General features: G+C 43.9%; 13 protein-coding genes. 3 read left to right on the forward strand and 10 right to left on the reverse strand.

Annotation, left to right across the window (positions count from 1 at the left end; all coding sequences use genetic code 11):
* Nucleotides 1–10 precede the first annotated feature (10 nt).
* Nucleotides 11–1,027, forward strand: coding sequence for an NADPH dehydrogenase NamA (gene namA, locus V1497_RS11490; RefSeq protein WP_349407692.1), 1,017 nt, complete (start codon nucleotides 11–13; stop codon nucleotides 1,025–1,027).
* A gap of 463 nt (nucleotides 1,028–1,490) precedes the next feature.
* On the opposite strand, the gene V1497_RS11495 is transcribed toward namA, so the two are convergent.
* From V1497_RS11495 to V1497_RS11510, 4 genes are read right to left on the reverse strand one after another with little or no spacing between them, the layout of a single operon-like run.
* Complete coding sequence (locus tag V1497_RS11495; protein ID WP_349407693.1) at nucleotides 1,491–2,732, reverse strand: DUF4129 domain-containing protein; 1,242 nt, start codon at nucleotides 2,730–2,732, stop codon at nucleotides 1,491–1,493.
* Nucleotides 2,729–3,937 carry a DUF58 domain-containing protein gene (locus V1497_RS11500; RefSeq protein ID WP_349407694.1) on the reverse strand — a complete coding sequence of 403 codons (1,209 nt, stop codon included), beginning with the start codon at nucleotides 3,935–3,937 and terminating at the stop codon, nucleotides 2,729–2,731. The genes V1497_RS11495 and V1497_RS11500 overlap by 4 nt, the downstream gene beginning before the upstream one ends.
* Complete coding sequence (locus V1497_RS11505; protein WP_349407695.1) at nucleotides 3,934–4,884, reverse strand: MoxR family ATPase; 951 nt, start codon at nucleotides 4,882–4,884, stop codon at nucleotides 3,934–3,936. The genes V1497_RS11500 and V1497_RS11505 overlap by 4 nt, the downstream gene beginning before the upstream one ends.
* Entirely contained in the window at nucleotides 4,859–6,082 is a 1,224-nt protein-coding gene (locus V1497_RS11510) for a DNA polymerase IV (RefSeq protein WP_349407696.1), read from the reverse strand. Before V1497_RS11510 ends, V1497_RS11505 begins: the two co-directional genes overlap by 26 nt.
* A 112-nt stretch (nucleotides 6,083–6,194) precedes the next feature.
* Between V1497_RS11510 and V1497_RS11515 the strand changes: the two genes are divergently transcribed.
* Nucleotides 6,195–6,422, forward strand: coding sequence for a hypothetical protein (locus V1497_RS11515; protein ID WP_349407697.1), 228 nt, complete (start codon nucleotides 6,195–6,197; stop codon nucleotides 6,420–6,422).
* Here the strand turns inward: V1497_RS11515 and V1497_RS11520 are convergent.
* The 5 genes from V1497_RS11520 to V1497_RS11540 all read right to left on the reverse strand — a co-directional run bounded on the left by V1497_RS11520 (nucleotide 6,419) and on the right by V1497_RS11540 (nucleotide 12,460).
* Nucleotides 6,419–6,916, reverse strand: a complete 498-nt coding sequence (locus V1497_RS11520; RefSeq protein ID WP_349407698.1) for a MarR family transcriptional regulator — start codon at nucleotides 6,914–6,916, stop codon at nucleotides 6,419–6,421. The two genes, V1497_RS11515 and V1497_RS11520, sit on opposite strands and share 4 nt — an antisense overlap.
* A 263-nt stretch (nucleotides 6,917–7,179) precedes the next feature.
* Nucleotides 7,180–8,310 (reverse strand): M20/M25/M40 family metallo-hydrolase, encoded by a 1,131-nt coding sequence (locus tag V1497_RS11525; RefSeq protein ID WP_349407699.1) that lies wholly within the window; start codon nucleotides 8,308–8,310, stop codon nucleotides 7,180–7,182.
* A 24-nt stretch (nucleotides 8,311–8,334) separates the two neighbouring features.
* Nucleotides 8,335–9,882, reverse strand: a complete 1,548-nt coding sequence (locus V1497_RS11530) for an acyl-CoA carboxylase subunit beta (RefSeq protein ID WP_349407700.1) — start codon at nucleotides 9,880–9,882, stop codon at nucleotides 8,335–8,337.
* A 2-nt stretch (nucleotides 9,883–9,884) separates the two neighbouring features.
* On the reverse strand, nucleotides 9,885–10,727 hold the full coding sequence (gene mce, locus V1497_RS11535) for a methylmalonyl-CoA epimerase (RefSeq protein ID WP_349407701.1): 843 nt from the start codon (nucleotides 10,725–10,727) through the stop codon (nucleotides 9,885–9,887).
* Between the two features lie 77 nt (nucleotides 10,728–10,804).
* Nucleotides 10,805–12,460, reverse strand: a complete 1,656-nt coding sequence (locus tag V1497_RS11540) for a methylmalonyl-CoA mutase family protein (RefSeq protein ID WP_349407702.1) — start codon at nucleotides 12,458–12,460, stop codon at nucleotides 10,805–10,807.
* A gap of 161 nt (nucleotides 12,461–12,621) precedes the next feature.
* Here V1497_RS11540 and prli42 point away from each other — a divergent pair, with 161 nt between their 5' ends.
* Nucleotides 12,622–12,711: a stressosome-associated protein Prli42 gene (prli42, locus tag V1497_RS11545; protein WP_349407703.1), complete on the forward strand. Its 90-nt coding sequence runs from the start codon at nucleotides 12,622–12,624 to the stop codon at nucleotides 12,709–12,711.
* Nucleotides 12,712–12,814: 103 nt separating this feature from the next.
* On the opposite strand, the gene V1497_RS11550 is transcribed toward prli42, so the two are convergent.
* Complete coding sequence (locus tag V1497_RS11550; protein ID WP_349407704.1) at nucleotides 12,815–13,330, reverse strand: L,D-transpeptidase; 516 nt, start codon at nucleotides 13,328–13,330, stop codon at nucleotides 12,815–12,817.
* Nucleotides 13,331–13,347 lie beyond the last annotated feature (17 nt).

A 13,347-nucleotide genomic window follows, 5' to 3' on the forward strand; every position in this document is an offset into this window, starting at 1 on the left:
AGTTGAGTGGATGTCTATCAAATTATTTGAACCGATAACGTTTCAGAATGTGACAATAAAAAACCGGATTGTCATGTCCCCGATGTGTATGTACTCGTGTGAAAATGAAGATGGAAAAGTGATGGATTGGCATAAAACCCATTACACAAGCCGTGCTGTCGGACAAGTGGGACTGATATTTCTGGAAGCAACAGCTGTACATACACAAGGCCGAATATCCATGAAGGACCTTGGAATTTGGGAAGATGAACACGTCGAAGGTCTCCGAAACCTCGTCGATTTGATCCACAGTCAAGAGGCAAAGGCAGGAATTCAGCTTGCGCACGCTGGTCGAAAGGCGATTGTGGAAGGACCCATCTATTCGTCTTCCTCCATTCCTTACAACGAGGAGATGGAAGTGCCAAATGAAATGACGGAACAAGAAGTGAAACAGACGGTGGAAGATTTCAAGCAAGCTGCCCGGAGGTCGAAAGAAGCCGGGTTCGACATCATTGAGCTGCACGGTGCCCATGGTTACCTGATCAATCAGTTTCTGTCTCCACTCATCAATAAGCGGACAGACCGATACGGCGGTTCAATAGAAAATCGTTTCAACTTCCTTAAAGAAATCATCCAAGCTGTGAAGACGGTCTGGGATGGACCTCTATTCGTGCGGATCTCCGCCGACGAGTACAATGAGAATGGGTATACAGTTGAGGATCATGTGGTATATGCGAAGTGGATGAAGGATTTGGGTGTTGATCTGATCGATTGCTCATCAGGCGGTGTAGTCCCGGCAAAAATACGTCCTTTCCCGGGATATCAAGTAAAATATGCTGAAGCCTTAAGAAAAGAAGCAGAAATCGCAACCGGAGCAGTAGGAATGATCACCTCCCCTCTTCATGCTGAAGAAATTCTTCAAAATGGACGAGCGGACCTCATTTTTCTGGCACGTGAATTGCTGAGGGATCCGTATTGGCCTAGAAAAGCAGCTGACATCCTGAATTATGACTTACCAGCACCCCGACAATACGAACAAGGCTGGTGAAACGAGGAAAAGGGGTGATGAAGCTTTATCTTACTCTCATTTCTCCTTTTTCTCCATTTTGGGTGAGGATAGCGTCTCTATCTTGCCCTCATTTCTCCTTTTTCTCCGTTTTGGGTGAGGATAAAGCCTTTATCTTACCCTCATTTCTCCTTTTTCTCTATTTTGGGTGAGGATAGAGCCTTTATCTTCCCCTCATTTCTCCTTTTTCTCTATTTTGGGTGAGGATAGAGCCTTTATCTTACCCTCATTTCTCCTTTTTCTCTATTTTGGGTGAGGATAAAGCCTTTATCTTACCCTCATTTCTCCTTTTTCTCTATTTTGGGTGAGGATAAAGCCTTTATCTTACCCTCATTTCTCCTTTTTCTCCGTTTTGGGTGAGGATAGCGTCTCTATCTTGCCCTCATCTCAGCTTTTTCTTCGTTTTGGGTGAGGATAGATTGTGCACCTAAAAAAGGAGGACTCATTAGGAGTCCTCCTTCTTCCTTTCCTTCTTCAGTACTTTATTGCGTTCTTTCGCCCAGGCAATCAGTTCACCGATTGCATTGACGTATCGTTTTTCTTCCTCATCAGAGACTTCCTTTTCTCCATATCGCACAATTTGATAGATGCGGTTGATCGATTCAGTAAGGTTAGACGGAGCTTCAATTCGATTGAGCCACTCCATTACAGGTTCATGAGGTGCACGTCCTAATTCATATGAAGCTAATTTCCTTTCCAGTCGGAAGAGTTGCTTTCGAATTTTATTGGCCGAACCTTTACTAGAACTATAAACGGCTTCTCCCGTGTAAGGGGTACCAATGAAAGCACTTTTCTCAAGGACACCACCCACTGCCACAGAATCGGCACGTGTCAGTTTTGTTCTGAAATATTTGATTCCGAACCAAATTAGACAAAGGAACAATAGAGTAACCAATACGTATGTCAATAAGTCCCCGCCGGTTTCATTGGATATTTGCTGCAAAATCTCCTCTTTGTAAACGTCAGAGTCCTCATCGTCTCCGCTTTCGGTATCTTCAGTTACTCGATCTCCCTCAATTTTCGAAATCAAGTAATATAGGATCTGGAGCGGCACATACATGATAAAGGCAATCGTTCGCCCACCCCAGTAGGCAAGAAATTTAAAAAGTGATTCAATCCACGGGAAGGTAAAAACGAAAACGGCTGTCAAGCCTCCGATAAGAAGCAAGAACTTTACCAACCAACTGTTCACTTCTTTCCCGGTATGTACACTTTTTGCTAGAGTACGAGAAATCCGGACGGCTGCAAAAAGGACGAGCTGAATCACAATCAATGTAAAGACGACCGGTAATGAATTCAACGACTGATAGACGACATAGATCAGGAGACCGTTCAAGCAGGAAATCAAAAGGATGGCTGATTCTTGACCGATATCACGGTTTGTATAATGTGATGTGAAACGCCAGCCGATGAAGCCGGTTAAAACGAAAATCAGAAACCAATCAATACCAAGCAACCAACCGATAAAAATGATCAGTGGAAGGGAGAACAGCACTTTCCCTGTTGTCACGGTTATCCATCGGAACAGAAGCTCAAGAATAATTGAACCAATCAATAATAATAGAAAAACTGACAGGTACTCATTACGGTTGAACGGGGCGAAAACCCACGTTGACAATAATAGGATGAGAACCACGTCCATTGAATATTGGAGCCATCTAAAACGAATATCTGAGGCAGCCTTCATGACGTTTCCCTCCTTCGTTCAAGCCCTGCCAACGAAGCATGGGCTTCCCCAATATTCAAGGTATAGACGTCTGTGCCTTTCTTCCTCCATCGTTCATAAACTTCCTCATCTGTGGACGTGTCCCCAATGATGATGACTGTCGTAGCGTTCGACTTCCAGCTCTCATATAACGACAACAAACGATGCATCGGTATTTTCACACTATTGAGATTCAATCTGGATAAGAGCTCTAACCCTTTAATTAATTGCTGTTTTCCTTCGCCCTTCTCGAGATGGAGATAAGGGATCCTCCCCTTTGTCTTGATGTTGACATACATATCAAAAGGAATATTATGCTGGGTTGCAAATTGGCATAGGTATGCAGCGTAACTGATTTGTCTTTCTGATAACTCAATTTCTCCATATTTGGCTGCGAGCTGGCGATTTGGCTGGACATTCAGCAGGATCGTCCAATTTTGATTGATCGTCTTCTCGAAAATTTTCGTCTGAAACGTATCCTTACGCGCACTCGCTTTCCAGTGGATTCGTTGAAAAGAATCACCTGGCTCATAGTCCCTTGTTCCGACGATCAGGCTTTGGTCCTCATATAGGGAGGCTTGAGACGGGCGTTCACCTTGATTAAACCTAACGATTTGGTCGACCCCTTCTACAGGGAGTAACGAAGGATATACGATGAATTCCGTTTTGACGAGTCGATCGTTCAAAAGCTTCACCTGTTCAAAATTGAATACATCGCTAAATTGCAGTTCAAACTTGGACAGCTTTGCTACTCCTCGTTTCTGACCCTTCACAGGGATTTGGAGCGTTTTAGTCTCATTAGGCTGGAAAACGAGAGGTAATGTATATTCGTTAAATCCTTTCCATTCAGCAGTCGGTTTGATTTTATCAATCGTAACGACCGAGTTCATTTGAAAATGCACATTTGTATGGATGACTGGGAAACGGCTTTTGTTCGTTACTTTGAGCTGCCACTTTTCTTCATCTTCTGCAAACATCCTGTACGTTCTTTTTTCATTGTGATAATGAATACTTTCTGAACTGATGTTAAGGTATTTTGAAGAAAGAAGCAGACTGATTCCGATTAAAACGCCGACAGAAAACAGTGAAACAGATCCAAGGTAAATTGAAACAAAGAGAAGAAGGACTGAAACAGCGGATAAATATCCTTGGGTCTTCCCCTTTAGGATGGACTTACGCCAGATCATCTGTGCACAGCCCCATCCTCTACAGGAACTTCAATATCTTCAAGTATAGAAGCAATAACATCCTTGTTCGTCTTTCTCAATTCACCATCCAGAGATAATACGATACGGTGAGCAAGAACAGGTTGTGCCAGCTTTTTCACATCTGAAGGGATGACATAATCCCGGTCATTCAGCCAGGCAAATGCTTGTAAGGCACGCATGAAAGCGATCGTCCCTCTTGGGCTGACACCGACCTCTACATATTTTGATTGTCTCGTTTCATGGATGATGGATAGGACATATTGTTCGATATCTTCACTTAGACGGACGTTTCTGATCATCGATTGCATTTGGACGACTTCATCAGTGGTGAAAACAGGCTTCAAATTGTCAATCGGTTCTTCCAACCTATAGGCACGCATGATTTGCTGTTCTTCATTCAACGTTGGATAGCCGACATTGATCTTTAGCAGGAAACGATCCAGTTGTGCTTCTGGTAACGGAAATGTTCCTTGAGATTCGATGGGGTTCTGAGTTGCGATGACGATTAGTGGGGTCGGTAATGGTTCTGTATGACCATCGATGGTGACTTGTCGTTCTTCCATGACTTCCAATAAGCTGGATTGCGTCCTTGGTGTTGCCCTGTTGATTTCATCTGCGAGCAGCACATTGGTCATGACAGGTCCGTATCTCATTTCAAATTCTCTCGTTTTCGGGTTCAAGTATTGGATCCCTGTCACATCTGAAGGGAGAACGTCCGGAGTGAATTGGATCCTCCTGAATGTTCCTTCGATCGATCGGGCAATACTCTTTGCGAGCATGGTCTTTCCTGTCCCTGGGACATCCTCCATAAGGACATGTCCTTTCGCTAATAAGGCAACCATGATCAGATCGACGCTTTCCTCTTTACCGATTAACACGCTTCCAATGCTTTCCTTCATCTCATTCAACTTCATCTTTACTTCCATCTTTTTTATCCCCCTTTTTCTCTATCCCTCTACGGATGGACTTGTCTCCATATTTTGTATGGATTCGATCCATCGTTTCATAAAGCTTTTCATCTTTCGTATGGTCTTCATAAGAAAATAAATCCAATTGCATCGTCGCCTCTTGTCGATCGACGATTTGCGTTGCTGTTATCCCTAATAGACGGACTGGTTCCTCATTCCAATGCTTTTGGAAGAGTCCATATGCGATCTGTTTGAGTTCTTCTTTTCTTTGAACAGGATTTAAGAATGTCTGACTTCTCGTTACCGTTTTTCGGTCAGCATACCGGATGGTGAGCTGAATGGAAGTGGTCATCGCATTCTTACGCTTTAAACGTTTCTCCAATGATTCAGCAAGACTATTCAAGACCTGCTTCGCATTTTCCACGGTCTTTACGTTTTTAGGTAAAGTGGTAGATGTGCCAATCGATTTGAATTCGCTTGATGCATCCGGATCGACTGGCCGGTCATCGATTCCTCTTGCGCGATGCCAGAGCTTCTCTCCATTCCGACCAAGCTTTACCTTTATCTCGAATTGATCTGCCTCAACTAAGTCACCGATTTTATAAATATTGAGTTGATGGAATTTTTCCATCGTCTTTTTTCCTACACCATGCATTTCTTCAATTGGCAAGGGCCATAGCTTCTCTGGTAATTCACGTTTCCGCAGGATGGTAATGCCACGAGGTTTTTTCATATCGGAGGCCATTTTCGCTAAAAATTTATTCGGTGCAATTCCGATGCTGCATGGTAAATGAAGCTCTTCCCACAGCCTTTGCTGGATTTCCTTCGCGATATCCACCGGGGATCGTTGAGTCGCTACCTCGGTCATATCCATATACCCTTCATCAATTGAAATCGGTTCGACCAAGTCAGTATATTCAAACAGCAAATTGAACATCTGTTCAGATGCCTCTCGATATCGATCAAAAGAAGGCGGCATAACGATAAGGTCCGGGCAATTCTTCTTCGCTTCCCAGACCGGCATCGTCGTCTTCACCCCTTGAGCCCGTGCTTCATAACTGCTTGTGACGACAATCCCTTTCCTTTCTTCTACATTCCCTGCAATGGCAAGCGGTTTTCCCCTCAACTCAGGATTAACAGCGCTTTCTACAGAGGCATAAAAGCTGTTCATATCGATATGGAAGATGATTCTTGCTGTTTTGACCTTATTCAACATGATCCATAACTCCTCGAACCAATTCGGCAATACTATTATAGTTAGAATTTTTTGAATATTCTATCTTTCTATGATAAAATAGACGTATATCAAGAGGGAGGAGGCATTAAGAATGTATAATCGCATTCGACATTATTCTTTAACGCCGTATCCTGTGTTCCGTGAACGAATTCTGCTCATCATCGAACAAGTGAAGAAAGAACATCATCGCTCCCCCACGATACACGATCTATCCAAAAAGACTGGAATTTCAATCGAAATGGTCATTGAAGCTTTGGAGTTCAACGTCCTCTCCAATCGAGATTCTCCAAGTGAAAAGGAGGGATGTGCGTTGCATTAGCTCCCCTTTTTAAGTGTCTTCGCTGTCTTTTCCGCCCAATCAATGAATTCTGTCCCATGAAAATGCTTATTCAGATCGCGATGGAATTCCATCAATTTTTCAAGAAACTCTGAATTCTCGTTTGATAATTGACTATAGTTTTCTAGATAGTCATAAAGTTTATACGAAAATTCCTTGGACTCCTGGAACTTTTCCTTTCCGAGTTCAGTAAGAACCGCATACGAAACGCGTCGGTCGGCATCCTTTTTTACTAGGGTGATATAACCTTTTTGCTTTAAACGTGTGATAACTTGCATGACAGTTGATACATCCCAAAGCCCAATAGACGCAATTCGAGTGATTGTAGCCTCTTGTTCAAGTTGAACGATCCACAATACATGTTGTTCGGCTTGCGTCAAACCGATGCTCCTTGCTGATTTCTGCCACTCCTCTTCGAGTACCTTGTACGTCCCTCTCAAATAATTCATCATGATATGTAAATTTGATAAACTCACTACCAACGCCTCGCTTTCTCTTTTTCTATTAATAGGCATTAAAAGGTAGTTTAATATTAACATATTATGTAAAAAACGACACCCTTCAATGCTTATTTTACAAAATTCGATGGTGACACCCATAATTTGAGTAGCACTATAGAAGGAAATATCGAATATATTCACATGAATAAAATTTTTAATAAGCCTTTTCCATGACCACCATTGTACCTAAATATAAAAAGGCTGACCACCTATAAGCGGTCAACCCTTTTGAAACCCTATTATTTAATTTGGCCTACTTCTTGAATGATATTGAAGACCAATTCGGATGTTTTCACTAGTTCCTCAATCGGCATCCGTTCATTTTTTGTATGGATCTCTTCATACCCGACAGCGAGATTGACGGTCGGAATGCCAAATCCAGCGATGATGTTCGCATCACTACCGCCACCACTCTTCTGTAGCTCCGGCTTCCGGCCAAGCTTTTCAACAGCTTGTTTGGCAACTTCAACGACATGATCCCCATGATCGTACTTAAAGCCTGGGTACATGACATTAATATCGACATGAGCTTTTCCGCCCATTTCTTCAGCTGTTTGCTCAAAGGCTTCCTTCATCTTCTTCACTTGCGCTTCCATTTTTTCAGGGACAAGCGAACGTGCCTCTGCCAGTATTTCAACATGATCGATGACTATATTGGTATTTGTACCAGCTCCGCCTTGGAAACGGCCGATATTTGCTGTCGTTTCTTCATCAATTCTTCCGAGAGGCATTTTCGCGATGGCTTTTGCCGCAATCGTGATCGCTGATACTCCTTTTTCAGGTGCGACACCAGCATGGGCAGTCTTTCCCTCAATGGTTGCCTTCACTTTAGCTTGTGTGGGAGCAGCAACGATGATATTTCCTACTTTACCATCGGAATCAAGAGCAAAGCCGAACTTAGCATCGATTAGTGAGGAGTCGAGCTCCTTCGCTCCTACTAGTCCAGACTCTTCACCAACCGTAATGACGAATTGGATTTTTCCGTGTGGGACGTCCTGTTCTTTCAATACTTTGATCGCTTCGAGCATTGCCGCGAGGCCAGCTTTATCGTCCGCACCTAGAATCGTCGTTCCGTCCGTTTTTACATACCCATCTTCAATGGATGGTTTTACACCTTTCCCTGGTACAACGGTATCCATATGTGAAGTGAAATAAATCGCATCTGCCTGATCAAGATTTCCAGGAAGGGTACATACTAGATTTCCTGCTCCATGTCCTGTCCGTTCCTTCGAATCATCTTCCACGACTTCCAAACCTAAATCAGAAAATTTCTTTTTTAGGACTTTTGAAATCTCTTCTTCGTATTTTGTTTCAGAATCGATTTGCACCAATTCCAGAAATTCTTCCACGATACGTTCTTGGTTAATCATCCGTATTCCTCTCCTTCTGGTTCATTACAATGGTATATTGCCATGTTTTTTGTATGGGCGATGCACTTTTTTGTTCCGGAGCATATGTAAGGCTTGGGTCAGCCTTATACGCGTATCTCTTGGATCGATGACATCATCGACCATCCCGCGAGCAGCAGCAACATAAGGGTTCGCAAACTTTTCCCGGTACTCCTCGATTTTTTCCTGACGCGTTTTTTCTGGATCCTCGCTGTTATTGATTTCCTTCGCGAAAATGATATTCGCTGCTCCTTCAGGTCCCATGACCGCAATCTCTGCATTAGGCCACGCGAAAACAAGGTCTGCACCAATCGACTTACTATTCAAAGCCACATACGCACCGCCATATGCTTTGCGTGTAATCACCGTGATCTTAGGGACCGTCGCTTCTGAATAGGCATAAAGGATTTTCGCCCCGTGTCTTATGATACCTCCATGCTCCTGTTTGATGCCAGGAAAGAACCCTGTTACGTCTTCAAACGTAATCAATGGGATGTTGAAGCTGTCACAAAAACGTATGAAACGAGCTACTTTATCTGAGGAATCGATATCCAATCCCCCTGCCATCACTTTCGGTTGATTACAAATCAACCCGACAGATTCACCATTTATCCTTCCGAATCCGACAACGACGTTCTTCGCAAAGTCTTTATGGACTTCAAAGAATGAATTTTCATCCACGACTTCTACAATAACATTTCTTACGTCGTAAGGGCGAATGGTTTCAAAAGGCACGATGTCTGCAAGGTTTTCCCGGTAATCTGATTCATCATCCACTTGCTTCGGTTCTGGACGTTCTTCACTGTTTTGTGGAAGATAATCGAGGAGCTTTCTGACATTCTCCAACACTTCTTCTTCTGATGGTGCAGTGAAGTGGGCATTTCCGCTCTTTGAACTATGTACTTTTGCCCCACCAAGATCCTCTGAACTGATTTTCTCACCGGTTACAGTTTCGATGACCTTAGGACCGGTAATGAACATCTGACTCGTCTGTTCGACCATGAAAACGAAATCGGTGATTGCCGGGGAGTATACGGCTCCTCCTGCACACGGACCTAGTATGACTGAAATTTGCGGGATGACTCCTGAATAGATCGAATTCCTGTAGAAAATTTGTCCATATCCATCTAATGAAACGACACCTTCCTGGATCCTTGCTCCACCGGAATCATTCAGTCCAATGAATGGAGCACCGTTTTCAGCCGCTAAATCCATCACCTTCGCGATTTTTTGAGCATGCATCTCGCCTAATGCACCACCGAATACGGTGAAATCCTGGGCAAATAGGTAAACCGATCGCCCGTGGATCGTCCCATAACCTGTCACAACACCTTCACCAGGCGCTTCATTCTTATCCATACCGAAATCCGAGCTTCGATGTTCTATGAAGGGATTGATTTCCACGAAGCTATCCTTATCTAGTAGAAGGTCGATACGCTCCCGTGCAGTCAATTTCCCTTTTTCATGTTGTTTCTCAATACGTTCGTCACCACCGCCCAATTCAATTGTCCTTCGGCGGTCATAAAGTTCGTTGATTTTATCATAGATGTCCATAATTACAAACGCTCCTTCAATGGTTTCTCACATAATTCATAGAGGACTCCACCAGTTGATTTCGGGTGCATAAAGGCTATGGATGCACCTCCAGCTCCTGGCTTCGCAGTATCATGAATCATTTGGATTCCTTTTCGTTTCATTTCGTCGATTCGCTCTTGAATATCATTCACACCGAGGGCGATGTGATGAATGCCTTGTCCACGTTTATCGAGAAAAGCCTGGATGGAACTAGCTGGTGATGTCGGTTCCAACAACTCAAGCTTAACATTGCCAGCATTGATGAAAGCGACCTTGACATGTTCCGTATCAACCTCTTCAATACCTTCGAGCTTTAATTGAAGTGTGTCCAAATAATAAGGAAGTGACTCATCTAACGATTTGACGGCAATTCCGATATGATCCACTCGATCGATGAGCTCTCCTGGTTCTCGGTCCTTGATCCCATCTCGTTTGTACACCGCCTGCTCGATGTATTTTGCAGTTTCTACGGATGGGGTGCCTGGAGTGAAGATTTTCATCACACCTTGCTCTTCAAGGTAAGGGATATCTTCCCATGGAATGACTCCACCACCTACGACGATGATGTCATCAGCACCATTATCCTTTAATCCCTGGACAACCTCTGGAAAGAGTTCATTATGGGCACCGGAAAGGCAAGATAAACCAATTGCGTCGACGTCCTCTTGGATAGCTGAAGCAACGATCTGTTCAGGTGTTTGCCTTAATCCTGTATAGATGACCTCCATTCCATAATCCCGTAACGCTTGAGAAATGATCAAGGCACCGCGGTCATGACCGTCCAGCCCTGGTTTTGCAATGAGTACTCGTATTTTCTTCTGCATATATCATACCTCCGTTTACCCTTATATGGGGTGTCTATCCATTGATGATTTCTCGTTTACTTATCCATAGATCGTTCCTAGACTCCAGTAAACTCTCCGAATTCTTCTCGTAATACCCCACAAATTTCACCGATCGTACAATAAGATCGCACGCATTCCACAATATGAGGCATGAGGTTATCCGTTCCTTGAGCTGCTTGACGAAGCGATTCTAACTGAGCGCTCGCTCGTTGTTGATCCCGGTTGTCTCTTACCTTTTTCAATTTCTCTTTCTGATTCTTTGCTAATTCTGGATCAAGCCTGTGAAGCTCGGGCTTCGGTTCGTCGTCTAATTGAAAGGCGTTCATGCCGACGACGACTTGTTCACCTTTCTCGATGGATTTCTGTGTTTCGTATGCGGTGTGATGGATTTCACGTTGCATATATCCTTGCTCTACCGCAGCTACCGCCCCGCCTAATTCTTCGATCTTATGAAGATAAGCATTCGCTTCTTCCTCTAGGGAATCCGTCAAAGATTCAACATAATAAGAGCCTGCTAGCGGGTCGACCGTATCCGCTACTCCACTTTCGTGTGCAAGAATTTGTTGGGTCCTTAATGCAATTCGGGCAGAATCCTCTGTCGGGAGGGCAAGTGCTTCATCCCTGGAATTCGTATGAAGGCTTTGCGTGCCTCCTAATACCGCAGACAAGGCCTGTACCGTTACCCGGACGATATTGTTATCCGGCTGCTGAGCGGTCAAAGTGGATCCGCCTGTCTGGGTATGGAATCGAAGCTGCCAGCTTTTCGGCTTTTTCGCACCATAAGTCTCCTTCATAATCGTTGCCCACATTCTTCTTGCTGCCCTGAACTTAGCAACCTCTTCAAAAAATTCGTTATGGGCATTGAAGAAAAAGGCAAGTCTAGGTGCAAACTGGTCAATGTCGAGTCCCGCTTTCAGTGCAGCTTCAACATAAGCCTTGCCGTTTGCAATTGTGAAGGCGAGCTCTTGAGCTGCTGTTGCTCCAGCTTCACGGATGTGATAACCGGAAATACTGATTGTATTCCATTTCGGAACGTGTTCAGAGCAATAAGCAAAGATATCCGTGATAAGACGCATGGATGGCTTCGGCGGGAAAATATACGTTCCCCTTGCGATATATTCCTTCAGGATATCGTTTTGAATAGTACCCGCTATCTTATCTGGTGCGATCCCTTGTTTTTCTGCAACAACAATGTACATCGCTAATAAGACAGCTGCTGGTGCATTGATTGTCATCGATGTGCTGACCTTATCGAGAGGGATATCTTTAAGTAACGCTTCCATGTCTTCGAGGGAGTCGATCGCTACCCCAACTTTACCTACCTCGCCCTTTGACATAGCATGGTCAGAGTCATAGCCGATTTGGGTCGGCAGGTCAAAAGCGACAGAGAGTCCTGTTTGACCTTGTTCAAGAAGGTAATGGAAACGGCGGTTCGTCTCTACTGCTGATCCGAATCCAGCATATTGACGCATCGTCCAATGCCTTGCTCGATACATTGTCGGTTGAATTCCTCTTGTATAAGGATATTGACCAGGGAATCCAAGTTGATTGATATATTTTTCATCTAACATTTCAGGCAGATATAACCGCTCTACAGGTATGCTCGACGATGTCTGAAACGCATCCTTGCGCTCTGGAAATCTTTCCATCAATTTCTTCGTCGTTTCTTTCCACTCTTCATACAATTTATTGAAATCTTGATCCTGTTCCATTCTAGAGGCCTCCTTTAACAAATCATGTTTGCCACTTACTTCACTTCTCTATGTAAGCGGTTAACTCCTGCCACATCATGAAAAATATCGACATTCTTTGCGCTTGTCCCACTCTTTAATTCTTTGTACAATAGGATGAGACAGTTGTAGGAGGTCTTTCAATGCGAAACAAATGGATGAGAATCATGATATATGTGATGATTATCGCTATGTTCATCTCACTCTTGGCGAACGTCGCCTTCATGTTCTGATTGATAAACAGCGCTAGCTCAATCAAAAATGATTCATTATAGCGATACAATTAAATGTAAAAAAGGCGAAAAGGATGCATTTCCTTTTCGCCTTTTATCTGTTTTACTGAAGTACGTTCCGCTCAGCAGCGATTTCGTCGAACGAACGATCAGTATCCACAATCAACACTTTTGCACCAAGAGGGACACGTTCGTAAAGCCACTGAATATCCGATTCAGAGAATCGGACACAACCAGCCGTGATGAACCGTCCGATTGCTTCAGGGGTATTCGTGCCATGTAATCCATAGATCCGCCCATCCGTCTCCTTTGCATCAAATCCGATCCAACGTGAACCTAACGGATTGTCAGGACTTCCCCCGGGGATATCTTTTTTTCGATAATATGGATTCTCCGCCTTTACGACGATCGTGAATTCACCTTCGGGCGTTAGATTCTTCGATTTTCCGGTGGCCACTCGCCCGACCTTTTCGATCTTCCCGTACTCAATGTAAGAGTAAGTATTATTGGATTTATTTACAATAACGTAGGGGTCTCCTGGTAACGGGTTCTCACCTAAAGGCCAGATCGGTGAGACCATCATCAAAAATGTCGTGAATACCAATGCTTGAAGTCCCATCCGCAAACCACCTCCTT

It is taken from the genome of Pseudalkalibacillus sp. SCS-8, assembly GCF_040126055.1.
In the GTDB taxonomy this organism is placed as follows: Bacteria; Bacillota; Bacilli; order Bacillales; family Fictibacillaceae; genus Pseudalkalibacillus; species Pseudalkalibacillus nanhaiensis.